This is a genomic window from Comamonas sp. CMM02 (assembly GCF_014851485.1).
Lineage (GTDB): Bacteria > Pseudomonadota > Gammaproteobacteria > Burkholderiales > Burkholderiaceae_C > Comamonas > Comamonas avium.
Genome location: NZ_JACUZW010000002.1, coordinates 259,173 through 277,980 on the forward strand (window position 1 = coordinate 259,173; position 18,808 = coordinate 277,980).

Below are 18,808 nucleotides of genomic sequence, written 5' to 3' on the forward strand. Positions count from 1 at the left end.
GCAAGGCTGTGTGTGCGCCAGAGCCTGCTGGGTGGTGCTTAAAAGGACAGCTTGGAATGCCCCACGCCGCCGGCTTTATCGACACGAATTTGCACGGGAATGCGCTCTTTGAGTGCCTCGACGTGGCTGATGATGCCAATCATCTTGCCGCTGGCGTTCAGGCTGTCCAGCGCGGCCAGTGCCGTCTCCAGGGTGTCGCCATCGAGCGTGCCAAAACCTTCGTCCAGAAACAGCGAGTCGATCGACGTTTTATGGCTGACCAGGTCCGACAGAGCCAGAGCCAGCGACAGACTGACCAGGAACGACTCGCCCCCTGACAGTGTGCGCGTGTCGCGGGCGGCATCGCCCTGCCAGCTGTCCACAATGTCCAGCTCCAGCTCGCCCGTGGATTTGCGCTGTAGCAGATAGCGGCCGTGCAAGCGCGCCAAATGCTGGTTGGCCAGATGCAGCAGATGGTCCAGCGTCAGCCCTTGTGCGAACTTGCGGAATTTATCGCCTTCCTTGGAGCCGATCAGCCCGCTCAGGCGCTGCCAGAGCTCGCTGTCTTTTTCCTGCTCGGCAATCTGGGCCAGCAGCGTTTGCTGTCCGGCACGTCGCTGCGCATCGTCAGCCAGTCGGGCGCGGTGGGCACCCAGTTGTTCGGCCTGCTGGGTGCGTTCGGTTTCCAGTGCCGCGATGTGTGCGTTCACGGCCTCGGGGGTGTCTTCGCTCAGTGCTTGCGCCTGCAGTGTGGCCAGCCGCTGGCTGGCGTCCGTGCATACGGTGGCCGTGCGCTGCGCGGCGGCGTGCAGCTGCTCGCTCAGCGTTTGCAGGCGGCTGCGCTCCTCTTCAGGCAGCAAGGCCGCGGCGTATGCGGCTGCATCGGTAAACGGGCTGGCTTGCAGGGCTTGCAGCCACACGGTCTGGGCCTGTTCGCAGGCCAGTTGCAACTGCTGCAAGCTGGTTTTGGCCTGGGTGATCTGCCCCTGTATGGATGTCAGTGCTTGCTCGGTTTGCGCCAGTTGCGCCACTGCCTCGGCCAAGCTGGCGGGCAGAGCGCCCGTGGCGCTGGGGGCGTCAGCAGGCAGGGCGGGCAGGGCTTGGCTGCGTTGCAGCCAATGCGCGGCATCTTGCGCCGCTTGCTGGCAATGCTGGTGCAGCCCTTGCAGTTGCTGCACCAGTGCTTGCAGTGTCCGCTGCTGCTGTTGCCATGTTTGCCATTCTTGCTGGCGCGCGGTGAGCCAGTCGCTGACTGCTGCTGTGGCTGGCAAGTCATAGCCCACAGCCTGCACGGCGTTGTTCAAGCTGGTGTGCAGGTTGCTGGCTTGCTGCTGCAGGTCGTGCAGTGTGGCGCTGGTGCGTTGCTGCTGCCCGGCATTGTCTTGTAGCGCCTGCTGGGTGCCAGCCAGAGCAAAGCTTGCCTGCTGCTGGGTTTGCAGCGCTGTCTGGTAGGCCTCTTTGCAGGTTTGCAACTGGCGTTCGCCGGTTTCTGCCTCAGCCAGCGTTTGTTCCAGCGCTGCAATCTGCGCTTGGGCCTGCTGGCCACCCAGGTGCAACTGTTCGGGCTGCTGCCAGGCGCTGTCATCCACCTGCGTTGCAGCCTGCGCACGCAAGGCCTCCCAGTGGGTTTGCCACTGGGCAATCTGGGTGGTGAGGCTCTCGCGCTGTGTTTGCAGCGTCTCGTGCTGCGTTTGGCGGGTGGCCAGTGCCGTATTGAGCTGCTCGCCTTGCTGCTGCAGGGCATCGCGCTTGGCCAGTGCCTCCTGCAGGGCCGTTTGGGTGGTTGAGATGTCCAGCGCCGCGTAGGCGGTGATGGCAGGGTGCTCGTGTGCGCCACACAGCGGGCAGGCCTGGCCGGGTTGCAGGGCCAGGCGGTGCGCTTGCAGGCTTTGAATGCGCTGCTCTTGCAGCAGCAACGTTTGCTTGTCCTGCACCCTGTCTTTGAGCGCCTTGTAGCGGCTGCGCAGGTCTTCACGCTGGCTCAGCTGCTGCTGGACAAGGCTGGCAATGCTGCTGAGCGCCCGTGCGTTGTCTTGCAGCTGCTGCGCCAGCGGCGAACGCAAGGCTGCGTGGCTTTGCAGTTGCTGCCAGTGTTGCCACTGGCGCTGTGCGGCTTGCCAGTGGTGGCGCAGCCCGGGCAGCCCAGCGCTGTGGGCGGACAGCCGCAGGTGCTGGGCATGCTGCGCAGCTTGCTGTGCCTGCAGGGCGTGTTCTGTGTGCTGCGTAGTCTGGCTGACGTGCTGGGTTTGTGCGGCGGTTTGTTGCTGTAGCTGCCGGGCACTTTCTTGCAGCTGGGTGAGCAGCTTGCCGGCTTGCTGGCATTGCTGCTGCAGTTGCTGGTGCTGTTGCAGCTGCTCACGCCAGCCGCTGAGGCTTTCACCCAAATGGGCGTGACTGGCATGGGTGTGCAGCCAAGTGTTCAAGTCATCTTGCTGTGCCAAGGCGGCCTGCAGCTGCTGCTTTGCAGCGTGGTGGGACTGTGCGGACAGTTGCTGCAGCTGCTGGTGCTGCAGCCATTGCTCGCTTTGTGTCTGCAGCGCCTGGGCTTGCAGGTGCTGCAGTTGCTGCAGCTGTGCTGCATGCTGGTTGTGGGCACGTTGCCACAGCCCGTGCAGGGGGGCAATTGCCTGCGCAGGGCCATGGGCCTGCAGGCGCTGCAAGTGCGCTGCAGCGTCTTGCAAGGCTTGCTGGGCACTGCTCTGGGCACTCCGGGCCTGGGTGACTTCGTGCGCGGTCAGTGCAGTTTGTGCCTGCCAGCGTTGCACGGCCTGCAGCTGTGTCTGCTGCGCCTGCAAATCATTCAGCGTGGCTTGCAACGCGCTGGCCTGTGCCAGCAGGGCGGTGCGCGTGCTCTCGTCGAGCAGCTGCATGCCTTGCGCCTGCGCGTGCTGTGTCTCCAGCGCTTGTCGTGCGGCACGTGCATGCTCGAACACGGTTTGTGAAATCTGGCCGTAAATCTCGGTGCCGGTCAGCTCTTCCAGCAGCTCGGCGCGGTCGTTGGCATTGGCGTTCAGGAATGCCGCAAAACCACCTTGGGCCAGCAGCATGGATTTGGTAAAGCGGCCAAAGTCCAGCCCCGAGATGTCGGCGATGCGTTTGGTTTTTTCTTTGAGGTGGGTGGTGACAATGACTCCCTCACCGGTGTCTGCATGAATTTGCGCCAGCTCGACCCTGGGGGCTTGCAGGGCACCATCGATTTTGTCGCGCGCGCGGCGCTGACTCCAGAACGCACGGTAGGTGGTGCCTTGCACCTCAAACTCCACCTCTGCCAGGCAGTCGCTGGTGTGGCGGGTCATCAAGTCGTTGCTGGTGGTGCTCAGGCCGCCCAGGCGCGGTGTCTCGTGGTAGAGCGCCAGGCAGATGGCATCGAGCAGCGTGGACTTGCCCGCGCCCGTCGGACCCGTGATGGCAAACAGACCGTTGTCGGCAAATGGTGGCTTGCGAAAATCGATCGTCCACTCACCTTTGAGTGCGTTCAGGTTTTTCAGGCGCAGGCTCAGAATTTTCATGCCGCATCTCCGGCTTGCAGCTGGCGCAGCACCTGTGCGTAACGCGTCGTCAAAGCTTGGCTCAGCGCAGGCTCCAGCGTCTCTTGCGCCAGTCGGCGCGCAAAGACTTCTGTGGGCGAGAGCTCATCGAGTGATTCCCCCGTATCAGCAAACAACTGGGGCATGGCCGTGCTGCGCTGGCGCTTGACGCGCAGCACTTGCAGGGGCAAACCTTGCACCATGGCCTCGATGCGGGGGGCCAGGTCGGGCAAATAATCATCTTCTTGTACGGTCACTTCCAGCCATACGGGGTGCTCTGGTGTGCCTTGCGCAGACAGCGCTGACAAAGCTGCAGGCAGGCTGGTGAGGTTGCCGCTGACGCTGGCCAGCACCTGGCACAGCGGTGCGGGCAGGGGCGTGACTGCTTGCAGGCCGCTGGCGTTCACATCCACCAGCAGCACCTCTTTGCTTTGACGGGCTTCATCAAAGCCCAGCGCAATCGGCGAGCCGCTGTAGCGGATGTGCTCCAGCCCACCCACTTTCTGCGGTTTGTGGATGTGGCCCAGCGCAATGTAGTCAGCCGGGGGGAATGCGTTGGTGGGAAAGGCCTCCAGAGCGCCCACATAAATTTCACGCACTGATTCATTGCTGCTGGCACCAACGGTGGTGAGGTGGCCGGTGGCAATGATGGGCAGGCGCAGGCCGTGTGCGTTTTCATGGGCAGCCTGCTGGGCTTGGGCGGCGGCAAACACCTGTGCATAGGTCTCTTGAATGGCAGTTTGCAGGCTGCGCTGCTTGTCTTGCGCGCTCTGGCCCGCCTGGCTTTGCTGTACATCGCGCGGGCGGATGAAGGGCAGAGCGCAGACGATGCAGCCGGGCGTGGCGCTGCCGCGCCGGGGCAGTGTGACCACGTGCTGCGCGGCATTGCCTGTGGCAGCAATCACTGTGGTGTTGAGGTGGTGCATCAGCGGGGAGCTTTCGGTCAGGACACTGACCGAGTCATGGTTGCCGCCCAGCAGCAGCAGGGCCACCTTGCGCTGGTGCAGTTGCGCAATCAAGCGGTAGTACAGCGCGCGGGCGTAGCTGGGGGGGGTGCCGGTGTCAAAAATATCACCGGCAATCAGCACGGCATCCACTGACTGGGCATCGACCTGATCCAGCAGCCAGTCGATCAGCACCGTGTGCTCACGCTCGCGGCTGTGGTTCATGAAGCTTTGGCCAAGGTGCCAGTCAGACGTATGGAGGATGCGCATGGAAGGTGTTCAGACGGCGGTGTAAAGGAGCAAGCAGCGATGCTATCAACCCTTTGGCCCGGGTGCTGGTGCTTGGGTGCAACTGGCTGGGGCGGTGTGGGTGGCGCTGATGCATGCAATTGCCGCCCGGCATGTGCCATGCACAGTCGCGCGTGGGACGGCCAAGACGGCGCTGCACCATCGCTACTGGGCTGTGTGCCTGCACGCAAAGCCGCTGTGGGCGCGGCTTGCACGCCATTGCCAGCGGCATGCTGCAGCGCACGATGTGGTTTGTCCTAGTTTGTAACGCTTCAGGGCAGACCCGCACAGCGGACTGCGCAATGCCTTTTAGATTCAAACCATGTTCTACGGCAAATCACAAGGAGGCAAGCATGCAGCGACGAATTCTGGCCCTGAGCGCACTGGCCACGGCAATGGGTATGGCCATCGGTTCTGCGCATGCGCAGGGTGACAGTTTTCCCAATAAGCCGATCACGCTGATCGTGCCGTATGGGCCGGGCGGGGTGACGGATGTGATTGCGCGGGCTCTGGGTTTGGGCATGGGCAAGACACTGGGGCAGACCGTGGTGGTGGAGAACAAGGCGGGCGCTGCCGGGGCCATGGGCGTGGTGGACATGCTGACGGCCAAGGCCGATGGTTACCGCCTGACGCTGGCACCCGTGGGCATTTTTCGCCAGCCCTATATCCAGAAAGTCTCGTATGACCCGGTGCGCGATCTCACTTACATCGCCTCGTTCATGACGTATGACTTCATCCTCACGGTGCCGGCCAATTCGCCGATTCAAACCCTGCAGGACTATGTGGCGTGGGCCAAGAAGCACCCGGGCGAGATGGATTACGGCACACCGGGCAAGTTCACGGCCAACCATGTGGCCATGGCGCTGCTGGAGAAGAAAACGGGCATTACCCTGAACCACGCGCCGTTCAAGGGCGATGCCGATGCCATCAACGCCTTGTCGGGCAACCACATCAAGTCGGCAATTTTTGCCAACAGCATCTTGCCCATGGTGCAGTCAGGCAAGGTGCGCGCTTTGGCAACGGCAGCCGACAAACGCCCGGCAGCTTTTGCAGATGTCCCTACCTTCCTGGAGGCCGGCTATGGCTTTGATGTGCCGTCTCCGCTGGGCATTGCAGGGCCTAAAGGCATGCCGCAGGAAGTGGTGCAGAAGCTGGATGCCGCCATCAAGGCTGCGATGGATGATCCTGCGTTTCGCCAGGTGATTGCCAACTATGGCATCCGCACCGATTACCGCGACCACAAAGCCTACGCTGCCTTCGCCAAGCAGGCGTTTGCGCAGGAAAAGGACATTGTTCAGGGCATTGGCCTGGAGTAAAGGCCAGGCAGCCGGGCTGGTTACTTCACGTACAGATGGATGCGCTGCAGCGTGGGGTTCAGCTCGCAGCGCAGCAGCTGCATCACCTGCCCGTCAAAGCACATCTCCTGGCGCAGCAACTGCCCATCCAGGCTGACCAGCCAGACGATGTCTTCGGCGCAGATGCGGCGTGCAGGCAGGGGCAGCGGGCCGCAAGGGCCGTGCACTTCTACAGTGACCGGGCCTTCTTCGCCAAAAATTTGCAGGTATTCCGGCAGGGTAGGGGTTGCATTCATGGTGTGTGCCCAATGGTGTGAATGCCAGCACCATAGAAAACATCAGCCACGCCTGTCCAGCGATGCACATCAAGGTCTGTGGCCGTGTGTACTGCAGCCTGCACGCTGTTTGATGCACCACAGCGATGGGAGACTGTTTGCGTCGTGGTCGTGCAACAGAATTCAAAAACAAGAGCTGCTAGCGCAGATGCACTATTGCTTTAAGCATTCAATGTATTTGAAGTGACCATCTGGCAAGCGCCAGTAGCTATAAAGAACAAAGCCCCTGAAGGGGCTTGAGATGGTGTGAGATCCGGTGGCTGCATTACATGCGGAACACGTCCAGAGTGCGGCGCAGGATGCCGGCATTGGTGTTCATGTCTTGTGCGCAGTGGGCAGATTCTTCGGCCAGGCGCGCGTTGTCCTGAGTGACGGCATCCAGATCGTTCAGCGCATCATTGACTTGCGAAATACCCAGCGTCTGCTCACGTGTGGCAGTCACCACGCTGCTGATCAAATCGCTCACTTGTGTCACTGAAGACACGGCCTGGGTGATCGTGTGCCCCGCGTGCTGCATATGGCGCGCGCTCTGGTTCATTTGCTCGCTGGATTCGGCAATCAGATGGCGAATCTCTCCCGCCGCCTGCGCACTGTGCTTGGCCAGAGCCCGCACCTCGCTGGCGACCACGGCAAAGCCACGGCCCTGCTCGCCCGCACGGGCAGCTTCAACCGCCGCGTTCAGGGCCAGGATGTTGGTCTGGAAGGCAATGCTTTCGATGGTGGAGATGATTTGCCCCATCTGCTGTGAAGACTTGTGCATGTCTTGCACCAGCGTGCCCACCTCGTCCATGGCTTTGCCGCCTTGTACGGCCAGGCTGGCGCTTTGCTCGCTGTGTACCTTGACTTCTTCCGTGGCCTGCTGGGCGTTGGCAACGGTGGCCGACAGCTCTTCCATGGCGGCGGCGGTTTCTTGCAGGTCCTGAGCCTGGCGGTCTGTGCGCTGGGCCAGGTTGGTGGCACCTTGCGTGAGGTTGCCCGAGAGCATCGTGAAGCCTTCAATCTCATGGCGGGCATCGCCCACCACGGCGCGCAGGTTGATGTGCACCTGCTTGAGCCGTTCCAGCAAAAACGCCATGGGGTGGCGGCCCAGATATTCAGGCAAAGGCCCGTCCAGCTTGCAGCCTGCAATATCGCGTGCCAGAAAGGTAACGGCATGAAACGGCTGGGTCACACGGATGTGCTGGCGGTAGAGCGTCAGCGCCGTCAGTGCAGCCAGCAGACCCGCCTGCAAGCCCAGCTGCCACCCGGCGTTCCAGCCCATCAGCGGGAACAGCATGGCCACCAGCAACATGGGCGCCAGCAATGCCAGCAGGCGCTGGGTAAAACTGGCGCGTTGCAGCTTGCCCAGCTGGTTGAGCCAGCCATTTTTACGGACACGTCCTGCATGCAGGTAGATATTGCCCTGTGCGCCGTTTTTGAAGCTTGCATAGAGGGCGCTGGCGGCACGTACTTCGCCCTCTGAGGGCTTGACGCGCACCGACATGTAGCCCACCGGCTTGCCGCCCTCAATGATGGGCGTGACATAGGCGCGCACCCAGTAGTAGCGGCCATCCTTGCGGCGGTTTTTTACCACGCCAGACCATGCGCGTCCGTGGCCAATGGTGGCCCACAGGTCCTTGAATGCTTCTGCAGGCATGTCGGGGTGGCGCACGATGCTGTGGGGCTGGCCCATCAACTCATCCATGCTGAAGCCACTGACGTGGGTAAAGGCAGCGTTGCAATGCGTAATGCGGCCTGTGCGGTCCGTGGTGGACATGAGCAGCTCGCTGTCTGGCACCACAAATTCTTCGTCACGCAGTGCGGCCATGGCAGGGGGGGCAACGGTGCGAAGCGCAGGTTCAAACACCGGCTTGGGGGGCGGTGTCTGCCTGGTGGTCTTGGTCGCAGCATGGGCTGCAGGAACGCTGGGTTTTTTGGCCGAAGTGCGTTCGATGGTGGGGTGCATGGTGCTTGCCTTGGTGTGAATCCTTGATTGGGCGGACGATAGGCCCGCACAAAATGGCTTCACATGCTAGGTAGACCCGGTCTAAATGACGAACCGTTTATCTTGTAATCCAGCAGTCAGTTACGTACTGTTTGTGTTGGATCAATTCTTGCGCATGACTCAAAGTTGACCTTCCTCTGGCTCACTGAGGAACCCCCCACTTTGGTGCGCCCACAGCTTGGCGTAGATGCCGCCCAGCTGCAGCAATTGCTGGTGGGTGCCTTCTTCCACAATGTGGCCCTTGTCCATGACGATCAGGCGGTCCATGGCGGCTATGGTGGACAGTCGGTGGGCGATGGCAATCACGGTTTTGCCTTCCATCAAGCTGTCCAGACTTTGCTGAATGGCGGATTCGACCTCGCTGTCCAGCGCGCTGGTGGCTTCATCGAGCAGCAAGATGGGCGCGTCTTTGAGCATCACCCGCGCAATGGCTACGCGCTGGCGCTGGCCACCCGAGAGCTTGACCCCGCGCTCGCCCACCTGTGCGTCATAGCCGCTGCGGCCATGGCGGTCACTGAGCGTGTCAATGAACTCGGCCGCCTGTGCCCGCTGAGCCGCAGCGCGCATCTGCTCTTCGCTCGCATCCGGGCGGCCATACAGAATGTTCTCGCGCATGGAGCGGTGCAGCAGCGATGTGTCTTGCGTGACCATGCCAATGGCGCCGCGCAGGCTGTCTTGCGTGACCTGTGTGATGTCTTGCCCATCGATGGTGATGCGCCCGCTTTGGGCCTCGTGAAAGCGCAGCAGCAGGTTGACCAGCGTTGATTTGCCAGCGCCCGAGCGGCCAATCAGGCCAATGCGCTCACCGGGGCGAATCTGCAGGTTCAGCCCGTCAATCACTTTCTTGCCACCATCCTTGTAGCCAAAGCTGACGTTTTCAAAGGCAATCGCACCTTGTGTCACGTGCAGAGGCTGGGCGCCCGGAATGTCGGTGATGGTGCGTGGCTTGGTCAGCGTTGTAATGCCATCTTGGATGGTGCCCACGTTTTCAAACAGCCCCGTCATCTGCCACATCACCCAGTGCGAATAGCCTGCAATGCGCAGCGCCATGGCAATGACGGCAGCCACCACACCGGCCCCGGCCTGACCCTGCATCCACAGCCACAGTGACAAGCCACTGCTGCTCAAAATCAGCAGCGTGATCATGGCGTGGTTGGTCAGCTCAAACAGGCTGACCAGACGCATCTGTGCATAGCCGGTGCGCTTGAAATCGTCCATGGCGTTGCGCGCGTACTCGGCCTCGCGGCGGGTATGGGCAAACAGCTTGACCGTAGCAATGTTGGTGTAGGCATCGGTCACGCGGCCCGTCATCAGCGAGCGTGCATCGGCCTGTGCCTTGCCAATCTTTCCAAGGCGGGGCACAAAGAACCAGCAGGCTGCCGCATAGCTGAGCAGCCACAGCCCGAACGGCAGCAGCAGGCGCACATCAAAGCTGCCCGCCAGCAGCAAGATGCTGATGAAGTACACGCCCACGCCGACCAGCACGTCAACGACGATGAACACCACCTCGCGCACGGCCAGTGCCGTCTGCATGATTTTGGTGGTGATGCGACCTGCAAACTCGTCCGCGTAGAACGACATGCTCTGCCCCAGCATCAGCCGGTGAAACACCCAGCGCATGCGCATCGGAAAGTTGATGGCCAGCACCTGGTGCATGACCATGGTGTGCAGTGCCAGCAGACCAATGCTGCAAAGCAAGATGGCGGCAATTCCCAGCAGGCTGCCGCGCTGCAGCTCCCAGAAACCTGCTGCCGGCGTGGTCGACAGCCAGTTGACCACGTGGCTCATGACGCCGAACAAGAAAGCTTCGTACACGGACAGCGCGGCGCTGGTCAGCGTGAGCAGCAAAATCCAGCCGCGCATGCCGCGCGTGCACGCCCACAGAAAGGCGACGAAACCCGTGGGGGGCAGAGTGGGCTCTGCGGTGGGATAGGGAGGGATGCGTTTTTCGAAAAAGCCAAACAAGATGGTGTTACTCCTTGTGCTGCCGATGGTAGGTGACAGCCATGCCCTCGACAGGATAAGGAGAATGCTTTTCTAAAATAAGAGCTGCTAACGCTTATGTGTGCTTGTTTTCAGATATAAAACTATTTGAAAGCGTTTGTCTGTAAGCGCTGGCAGCTATAAAAAAAGCCGCTGGCTTTGTGCCGCGGCTTTTTTGATGGGGGTGGCTGTATTTACGCGTTGGGCAAAAAGCCTTCGACCGACAAATAACGCTCGCCCGTGTCGTAGGCAAAGCCCAGTACCTTGGCGCCCGCTGGCAGCTCGGGCAGTTTCTGGGCAATGGCAGCCAAAGTGGCTCCCGATGAAATGCCCACCAGCAGGCCTTCTTCGGCTGCAGCACGGCGGGCGTATTCGCGCGCGGGTTCTGCTTCAACCAGGATGACGCCGTCCAGCAGGCTGGTGTCCAGGTTCTTGGGTACAAAACCAGCGCCAATCCCCTGAATGGGGTGGGGCGCAGGAGCGCCACCCGAAATGACAGGCGATGCCGCAGGCTCAACGGCAAAGACTTTCAGCTGGGGAAATTTGGCTTTGAGCACTCTGGCTACACCAGACAGGTGGCCACCTGTGCCCACACCGGTAATCAGTGCATCAATGCCTTCGGGAAAGTCAGCCAGAATTTCCTGTGCCGTTGTGCGCTCGTGCACCTCAACGTTGGCGGGGTTTTCAAACTGCTGTGGAATCCATGCGCCGGGGGTCTGTGCGGCCAGCTCTTCAGCACGGGCGATGGCGCCTTTCATGCCTTTTTCTTTGGGCGTCAGATCAAAACTGGCACCGTAGGCCAGCATCAGGCGACGGCGTTCAATGCTCATGCTCTCAGGCATGACCAAGATCAGCTTGTAGCCTTTGACAGCGGCCACCAAAGCCAGACCCACACCGGTATTGCCACTGGTGGGCTCAATGATGGTTCCCCCGGGAACCAGAGCGCCAGATTTTTCGGCGGCTTCCACCATCGACAGGGCGATGCGGTCTTTGATCGACCCTCCGGGGTTGCTGCGCTCCGACTTGATCCACACGTTTGCGCTGCTGCCAAACACACGGTTCATGCGTACAACGGGGGTGTTGCCAATGGTCTGCAAGATGTTGTCGAATTTCATAGCATCTCCTTGAGGGGTAAAGCTTAAAAAACACATTCTGGCGTACTTGTTCATACCCGCAGCGATATCGATATGTCCAAAGCAGATAAGTGCACTGTTTGATTAGGACATGCGCTGCGCAAAATGCAAATGCGCATACTGCGCAGATACTTCTGATTGCATTGTTTATAGGAATCACACATGTCTCTGCTTTACTTCAACATGATCGCCATGTCCATCGCCTGCGTCTCGTTGCTGGTTGGTTTTTCCTACCGCGACACCCGCTGGGGCGGGGGCTGCATGATGTTGGGCGTGCTGGCGGTGATGTGTGTGATCGTCTATGACGTTCGGGTGCTTTCCGCAGGCTCCTGAAAGATGTGGGTTCCTGAGCGATAATTGCGCCCGTGAAGTTCGCCAGACTGTCGCTGGTGCAATCGTGGAAACACGGCACTGGAGGAACGTCCGGACTGCATAGGGCAGCGTAGCAGCTAACAGCTGTCCACCGTGAGGTGAGGATCAGAGCAACAGAGACGAGTCTCGGGGGCGTACCGCAAGGTAAACCACCGGGGGTGAAACGGGCAATCTCTACGCGCAGCAATACCAAGTAGGCACACGTTGACGGGGCCCCCGGAGTGTGCGGGTAGGTAGCATCGAGCTGGTGGGGCGACTCCCAGCCCAGAGTAATGGCAGTCACGCATGGGCAACCATGTGCACAGAATCCGGCTTATCGGCGGACTTCACACTTTTGATTGCGGCTGGCTCACCATGAGCAGGCCATAAAAAAACCGCGCTACGGATCGCTCCGTACGCGGTTTTTTTATGCGCAATTCAATCCTTCGTTACTGAATCACGATATGCGCAGCCTTGACAATTTCTGCCTGATTCTTGCGGTTTTCATGCACAGTCTTCTTGAATTGTTCCGGGCTTTCCAGGCGCAGGCTGTTGCCGGTACTTTCTAGGCGTTCGCGAATTTGTGGCTGCTGCAGCGCTTGCTGTACCGCTGCATTGAACTTGGCCACGATGGGGGCGGGTGTGCCCTTGGGGGCAAAGATGCCAAACCAGATGGCACTGTCAAAACCCTTGGTGCCCGGCAAGCCGCTGTCAGCCACTGGGGGTACATCAGGTACCGCAGCAATGCGCTCGGCGGTGCTGCCAGCCAGCAGCTTGAGCTTGCCGGATTTGACATGTGGCAGCACGGTCTGCACCTGATTCATGATGCAGCAGGTCTCGCCACGCAACACGGCGGTGATCGCATCGGGGCCGCCCTTGTAGGGCACATGCACCATGTCCAGGCCCAGGCGCCAGTTCAGCTCGGCAAACGCCATGTGTGTGCCAGTGCCGTTGCCGGTCGAGGCAAAGTTGTATTTGCCTGGGTTGGCCTTGATCTCGGCGACAAACTCTTTGAGGTTGTTGACCTTGATGACCTCAGGATTGATGGTCAGGACGTTAGAGACGGTGACCACCGGGGTGACGGGCACGAAGTCGGTTTCAACATCAAAGGGCAGCTTGGGGTACAGCGCTGCGTTGGTGCCATGCGTGGCGGCCGTGCCAAACACCAGGGTGTAGCCATCGGGTTTGGCACGCGAGACGTATTCGCTGGCGATATTGCCTGCGGCACCGGGCTTGTAATCAATAATCACGGGCTGGCCCAGAATTTTTGAGACCGGCTCTTGAATCAGGCGGGCCACAACATCCACACCAGAGCCCGCGTTGAAAGTCATCATCACCGTGATGGGCTGGGTGGGCCAGTCGCCTTGGGCGAAAGCGGCAGGTGCAGCAGTCAATGCAAAAGCAGCAGCGGTGCAAAGCAGGATGCGGTGAGCGATGGGTGACATGGCGGTGGTGTCTCTGATGTGTGTCAAGTACCTGCATTGTGAATGCATCTTCATAAGATTTATGTATGTCTATATGCTTGCTTATGCAGGTTGGGTATGAGGCGTGGTTAAGCTTGGTGACAAGCTGTTGCCCAAGAGCGCGGAATAATGCGCACCATGCTGCGTCCTGAACAATTGCTCCATCCCCAGCGTGTGCCTGTCACACCGTTACATGCCTCTACCTTGCTGCTGCTGCGAGACCGCGCGGAAGGTGGCTGGGAGGTGCTGATGACGCGCCGCTCTGAAAAGGCCAGTTTTGTCCCGGGTGCCTATGTGTTCCCTGGGGGCGGCATAGAGGCGCAAGACGCGCAGTCCCATGCACAGGTGGCGCACCGGGCAGGCGCGCCTGCAGATGGGTTGACCGAGGCCATTGCCGCAGTACGCGAGACAATGGAAGAAATGGGCGTGCTGCTGGCTGTGCATGCCGATGGCCGGGCTGCCACCCAGGCAGATGTGGACGCCATAGACCGGTGTGCCCCTTTGTGGCCCCAGCTGGCGGGCAGAGGGCTGCAGCTGGATGTACGCAGTGTTTGGCAACTGGCGCATTGGACGGCTGACCGCAATTTGCCCAAGCGTTTCGCCGTCCCGTTTTTTGTGGCGCAAATGCCTCAGGGGCAAACGCCGGTGGCCGATGAGTCAGAGCAATTTGAACCTGTCTGGGTCAACCCCCAGGAAGCCTTGGCGCGTTATGAAGCGGGCCAGATGCCGATGATTTTTCCGACACTGCGTACGCTGGAGCGGCTGTCAGGCTTTCCTACTGCGCAGTCGGTGCTGGATGCGGTGGCGCAGGGGCCGCTGTGGATCAGTGCACCACGCGCCGGGCGTATGTTGGGCAAAGAGTTTCGGTGCATGGAGCACGATGGCGCTTATGGCGAATTGGCCATGGTGTGTCCTGATGGACAGATCCTGCATGAACTGGCGTGGCAAAGCGAACGTGCCGTGCCATTGCGCAAGAACCTGTTGCGGCTCACTGCTCCCAACGCCAATGTGATGACGGGCCCCGGCACCAACAGCTATCTGGTAGGTGAGGCCAGCACAGGCTATATCGCTATCGATCCCGGCCCCGCCGATGCAGCGCACGTGGCCCGTCTGTGGGAGGCTGCTGGGCGGGATGTGCGCGCCATCGTCTGCACGCATTCGCATGCCGATCATTCGCCCGGTGCATTCTTGCTGCAGGCGCATTGCGTGCAGCAAGGCCAGGTCAAACCGTTGATCTACGGCCTGCCTTCTGCTCCGACAGCCCGGGCCAACAGCCATTTTGTGCCTGATGCAGTGCTTGAAGATGGCCAGCAGCTAACGCTGTCACCCCAAGTGCCAGAGGCCCGCAGCATGCAAGGCCAGACGCACACCTTGCGTGCCGTGCATACGCCCGGTCATGCCGCCAACCATCTGTGCCTGCTGCTGCAGGAAGATGCCTTGCTGTTCAGTGGCGACCACATCCTCAATGGAAGCACAACCATCATTGATGTGCCAGACGGCAACATGCATGACTACCTTGCCAGCCTGGACAAGCTGGCCCATCTGTGCACAACAGAAGGTGTCGAGTTCGTGCTGCCTGCGCATGGCTATGCGCTGGGTGATGCCCCTGGTGTGATTGCCAGGCTCAAGGCCCACCGTTTGGCGCGTGAGGCCAGGGTGCTTGCCGCCATGCAGCAAAAACCTGCGGGCACCACGCAAGACTGGGTGGCGCTGGCCTACGCCGATACGCCACAAGCCCTGTGGAAGCTGGCGGAAAGAAGCCTGATCGCGCACGTGGAACGCATTCGTGCTTTAGGCTTGCACCATGTCTCAGACTGAACAACCCAAGAACAACGACAACAGCGTCCGCCTGTCCAAGCGACTGGCAGAGCAACTGCAATGCTCGCGCGCCGAGGCCGAGCTGTACATTGAACACGGCACCGTCAAAGTGGACGGCGTCACCGTCGAAACGCTGGGTGCGCGCGTGCGACCCGAGCAGGAAGTGACGGTCCAGCAAGGCGCCAAGGCACAAGCCGTACCCCCTGTCACCATCTTCTTGCACAAGCCAGCGGGCTATACCGTGCATGCTGGAGGGCGAGGGGCCAAAAATGCGCTGGAGCTGCTGCTGCCTTCGAACTGGAATCAAGGCGATACGCCTGCCCCCATTCGCATGTTGCAAAAGCATTTTCAGAATCTGGAATGCCTGACGCCTATTCCCGTGCCGGCCAGTGGATTGACGATCTTTACCCAAGATCGCCGCATGGTGCGCAAGCTGACTGAAGAGGCGCTGTACATAGAGCAAGAATGCATTGCCCATGTCCAAGGCACCATGGATGAGGACGGACTGGAGCGCTTGTGTGAGGGCACATCCATTGAAGGCAAGCGTCTGCCACGTATCAAGGTCAGCTGGCAAAGTGACAATCGCCTGCGTTTTGCCCTCAAGGGTATCTTTCCGGAAGAGATAGACGCCATGTGCCGTGGCGTGGGGCTGCAGTTGATAGGTCTCAAGCGCTTGCGCGTGGGCCGTATCTCCATGGCCAAACTGGAAGAAGGTCAGTGGCGCTATGCCATGCCCTGGGAGCGCTTTTAAACGCTGTCGCTCAGGCAACAAAAAAGGCGCGAATTTCGCGCCTTTTTTGTTGTCTTTGTACGGGGCCTACTTGCTGCGGCTGTGCCCCATGGCCACCACAATGGCCGTAATCAGGAAAAAAGCCTGCAGCTCGAGTGCCCATCCGCCAGATTTGCTGATCTGCAAAAAGTGGCTGCCGTGCACCAGCACCAGAGCCACCACCATGTTGATGGCAATCACCAGTGCTGCGGGAACAACAAACAGGCCCACCAGCAGGAACAGGGGGGCGATCACTTCGCCAATGAACACGCCATAGGCCACAAAGGCGGGCAGTCCGGCCTTGACGACCATGGCTTCAATGCCGCCAATGCCATTCGTGATCTTGGCCCAGCCGTGAAACAGAACCAATATGGCCAAAGTGACGCGCAGCAGCACCATGGCGGCTCGGGGATGGTGAAAGTTTTTCCAAACGCTCATAGGGTCAAGCTTAAGTGGTGACTGCCCGCGATGGTAGCGGGTAAAACAGGGCGAACACCATCGTAAACCATTGCTTGTGCGTAGAAATCCTGCATATATGGCAGACAAGGCGCGCGGCCTTTGTAGGCTTGCATTGAGACATGCCTGAACAGTGCACCTTGGTGGTGATTTGCCCCCTAGGATGGTTTCAGCCACATTCCAAAGGCTGCCCGATGGCGCGTACGGAGTGTGCCCTTTCAGGTTCATTCAAAGAGGATTCCAACTATGCAAAAGTCTTTCTCTCTGCGCTCTTCCGTTCTGGCTGCCGCTGTTGTGGCCTCTGTGGCCATGGTCGGCTGTACCACGACGGGTAATACACAAGGCAAGGGCTCGGCACCAGACAGTCGTGCTGAGCTGGAATCTCAAGCTACGGCTGCTTTGACTCGCTTGTACAGCGCCATGCCCGGCACCCGCGAACTGGTAGCAAAGTCCAAGGGTGTGCTGGTATGCCCGGCTGTGATCGGGGGCAGCTTTGTGATCGGCGCTGAGCATGGCAAGTGTGTACTGCGCTCCAACGGCACCAGCCGCGGTTACTACAGCACCACAGCAGCTTCGGTGGGCTGGCAAGCCGGTGGCCAGTCCAAGGCCGTCATTTATGTCTTTAATACGCAGGATGCCTACAACAAGTTTGTCAACAGCGATGGCTGGTCGGTGGGCGCCGATGCCACGGTGGCGGTGGGCAAGGCCGGAGCCAATGGCAGTGTTGATACGGCCACAGCCAACGCACCCATCAGCAGCTATGTGCTGACGAACACTGGCCTGGAAGCCGGCGTTTCGGTGCAGGGCGCAAAGATCTCCAAGATCAAGATGTAATTGGTACTTCCCTGCCTCAAAAAAAAGACCAGCGCTTGCTGGTCTTTTTTTATGTGCAATGGGCTTGCAACGCCTGTGAACAAGGCGCAGCTGGCTATTTTTCATTCAAGCTTCACCAGCCTGGTGCCAGCGTGTCTCCAGCAGTTCTGATTCGTCGAACTCCTGCAGGTGCTGCCAGTGCAGATCCGCATCCTGGACGAACAGGTCTGCCGCGATGGCGTGGGCCAGGCGGGTTGAGCCAACGCCCAGGCCAGGAATGTCGCTGCCCACGGCAGCATGCGTCATGGTGGCACCCCAGTTAAACAGGTGAATGCGACCCATGGCCTCAGCGTGTGTGCCGTCCACGCTTTGCAGTGCAAAACTGGGCGCCAGGTATGGAAAACGCGCGGCTTCGATGCTGGAGGCCGCCTGCTGGGGCGAAACGTGGTGTGCCCAGGTGTCGATGTAGGCGCTGTAGCGCTCCAGCTCTGGGCGGTTGAGCATGTCGACATCAAAGCCGGTGCCAAAAATGACGGCATCAAAATGCTTGATGCTGCCATCAGACAGGGTGACATGCACACTGTCTTGCATGGGCTGCACATCTTTCCAGCCGCAACCCAGTTGCAGACTGAACGTAGAAAACGCATCACAGCGGCGCACGGTTTCCCATGGCGGTGGCACCTGCTCGTCAAAAATATACGTATAAAAACGCCATTTGCGCTGGTCGTCCAGCTGCGAATAGCCGCGCAGGAATCCAGGAAATGATGCTGCCTTGCTCTTGTTGATTTGCGGCATCAGCTTGCGGCGTGCAAATTGCTGCACAGTGGCGCCTGCTTCCAGTGCGCAAGCCGCATTGTCAAAAGCGGAGGCACCAGCACCCAGCACCGCAATGGTTTTGCCCTGCATGGCTGTGAAGTCCATCTCATCCATGGTGTGAAAGACGCGGCCCTTGGCCAGCGGGTCTTGCATGGACAGGCTGGGGAAGCTGGGCCAGCGCGGTGCACCGCTGCCATCGCGCCCCAGCGCCAGAATGACTTTGCGGGCGCGTACGGTCTCGCTGCCGTGCGGGCCTGTGATCCGGGCAACCGCTACGCTGTCTTCGTCGGTCAGGCTGTCCAGCCGGGTGAGGTTCTCCACGGGAATGTCTGCCGTATCGCGCACCCACAGCAGGTAGTCGCGCCAGTCCACTCGGCCAATCTTGTGCAGCGCTGCCCAACCGGGCATGCTGGCATCGAAATTAGAGATGTCGCCACTGCCGTGCTGGGCTTCATACCAGGCCCGGAAGGTCAAGCTGGGCACGCCCAGATCGGGACCGGTGAGTTGCTTGGGGCTGCGCAGCGTCAGCATGCGGGCATAGGTTGCCCATGGTCCTTCGCCGCCGCGTGCAGCGGCATCAATGATGCGAATATTGCGCAAACCCTCGCGCTGCAAGGCAAACGCAGCGGTCTGGCCGCACATGCCAGCCCCGACGATGAGGACATCCAGCACGCTGTCAGCGTGGGGGGCGATGACCCAATTGGGGGCAGGGTAGTTCAGCCGCTGCAGGTCACGCCGCGCTTGCTGGCTCAGTGCAGTCAAGGCGTCATGGTTGCGCGAACTGCTGATGGTTTGCAGGGGGACTGGCGCCAGCGCCCGGTCAACGATTGGGGAATTGGTTTCGTAGCTCACAG

At 60.3% G+C, this 18,808-nt stretch carries 14 protein-coding genes and 1 other RNA gene; 6 read left to right on the plus strand and 9 right to left on the minus strand.

Annotation, left to right across the window (positions count from 1 at the left end):
- Positions 1-38 precede the first annotated feature (38 nt).
- Both IB213_RS06365 and sbcD read right to left on the minus strand, forming a co-directional pair.
- Positions 39-3,488, minus strand: a complete 3,450-nt coding sequence (locus tag IB213_RS06365; protein ID WP_192405769.1) for an AAA family ATPase — start codon at positions 3,486-3,488, stop codon at positions 39-41.
- Positions 3,485-4,720 carry an exonuclease subunit SbcD gene (sbcD, locus tag IB213_RS06370; RefSeq protein ID WP_192405770.1) on the minus strand — a complete coding sequence of 412 codons (1,236 nt, stop codon included), beginning with the start codon at positions 4,718-4,720 and terminating at the stop codon, positions 3,485-3,487. Before sbcD ends, IB213_RS06365 begins: the two co-directional genes overlap by 4 nt.
- Before the next feature lie 371 nt (positions 4,721-5,091).
- Between sbcD and IB213_RS06375 the strand changes: the two genes are divergently transcribed.
- Entirely contained in the window at positions 5,092-6,054 is a 963-nt protein-coding gene (locus IB213_RS06375; RefSeq protein ID WP_192405771.1) for a tripartite tricarboxylate transporter substrate binding protein, read from the plus strand.
- Positions 6,055-6,074: 20 nt separating this feature from the next.
- On the opposite strand, the gene IB213_RS06380 is transcribed toward IB213_RS06375, so the two are convergent.
- From IB213_RS06380 to cysK, 4 genes are all read right to left on the minus strand, one after another.
- The gene (locus IB213_RS06380; RefSeq protein WP_192405772.1) at positions 6,075-6,329 is read right to left on the minus strand and encodes a hypothetical protein; all 255 of its coding nucleotides are present in this window, start codon (positions 6,327-6,329) and stop codon (positions 6,075-6,077) included.
- Between the two features lie 304 nt (positions 6,330-6,633).
- Positions 6,634-8,313, minus strand: a complete 1,680-nt coding sequence (locus IB213_RS06385; RefSeq protein WP_225561005.1) for a methyl-accepting chemotaxis protein — start codon at positions 8,311-8,313, stop codon at positions 6,634-6,636.
- A gap of 159 nt (positions 8,314-8,472) precedes the next feature.
- Positions 8,473-10,317, minus strand: a complete 1,845-nt coding sequence (locus tag IB213_RS06390; RefSeq protein WP_192405773.1) for an ABC transporter ATP-binding protein — start codon at positions 10,315-10,317, stop codon at positions 8,473-8,475.
- Positions 10,318-10,529: 212 nt separating this feature from the next.
- The gene (gene cysK / locus IB213_RS06395) at positions 10,530-11,450 is read right to left on the minus strand and encodes a cysteine synthase A (RefSeq protein WP_191723167.1); all 921 of its coding nucleotides are present in this window, start codon (positions 11,448-11,450) and stop codon (positions 10,530-10,532) included.
- Positions 11,451-11,630: 180 nt separating this feature from the next.
- Between cysK and IB213_RS06400 the strand changes: the two genes are divergently transcribed.
- Together IB213_RS06400 and rnpB are read left to right on the plus strand one after the other, a co-directional pair.
- Positions 11,631-11,801, plus strand: a complete 171-nt coding sequence (locus IB213_RS06400; RefSeq protein ID WP_191723166.1) for a hypothetical protein — start codon at positions 11,631-11,633, stop codon at positions 11,799-11,801.
- A gap of 34 nt (positions 11,802-11,835) precedes the next feature.
- An RNA gene (gene rnpB / locus IB213_RS06405) (RNase P RNA component class A) lies at positions 11,836-12,172 on the plus strand.
- 96 nt (positions 12,173-12,268) lie between these two features.
- On the opposite strand, the gene IB213_RS06410 is transcribed toward rnpB, so the two are convergent.
- The gene (locus tag IB213_RS06410) at positions 12,269-13,264 is read right to left on the minus strand and encodes a tripartite tricarboxylate transporter substrate binding protein (RefSeq protein WP_191723165.1); all 996 of its coding nucleotides are present in this window, start codon (positions 13,262-13,264) and stop codon (positions 12,269-12,271) included.
- A 156-nt stretch (positions 13,265-13,420) separates the two neighbouring features.
- Here IB213_RS06410 and IB213_RS06415 point away from each other — a divergent pair, with 156 nt between their 5' ends.
- Positions 13,421-15,100: an MBL fold metallo-hydrolase gene (locus tag IB213_RS06415; RefSeq protein ID WP_192405774.1), complete on the plus strand. Its 1,680-nt coding sequence runs from the start codon at positions 13,421-13,423 to the stop codon at positions 15,098-15,100.
- Positions 15,087-15,851, plus strand: coding sequence for a S4 domain-containing protein (locus tag IB213_RS06420; protein WP_192405775.1), 765 nt, complete (start codon positions 15,087-15,089; stop codon positions 15,849-15,851). The genes IB213_RS06415 and IB213_RS06420 overlap by 14 nt, the downstream gene beginning before the upstream one ends.
- Positions 15,852-15,917: 66 nt before the next feature.
- Here the strand turns inward: IB213_RS06420 and IB213_RS06425 are convergent, their stop codons facing one another.
- Positions 15,918-16,307, minus strand: a complete 390-nt coding sequence (locus IB213_RS06425; protein ID WP_191723162.1) for a DoxX family protein — start codon at positions 16,305-16,307, stop codon at positions 15,918-15,920.
- Positions 16,308-16,571: 264 nt separating this feature from the next.
- On the opposite strand from IB213_RS06425, the gene IB213_RS06430 reads away from it, so the two are divergent.
- Positions 16,572-17,159 carry a YSC84-related protein gene (locus tag IB213_RS06430; RefSeq protein WP_191723161.1) on the plus strand — a complete coding sequence of 196 codons (588 nt, stop codon included), beginning with the start codon at positions 16,572-16,574 and terminating at the stop codon, positions 17,157-17,159.
- Between the two features lie 105 nt (positions 17,160-17,264).
- Here the strand turns inward: IB213_RS06430 and IB213_RS06435 are convergent, their stop codons facing one another.
- Positions 17,265-18,806: an NAD(P)/FAD-dependent oxidoreductase gene (locus IB213_RS06435; protein WP_192405776.1), complete on the minus strand. Its 1,542-nt coding sequence runs from the start codon at positions 18,804-18,806 to the stop codon at positions 17,265-17,267.
- Positions 18,807-18,808: the final 2 nt, after the last annotated feature.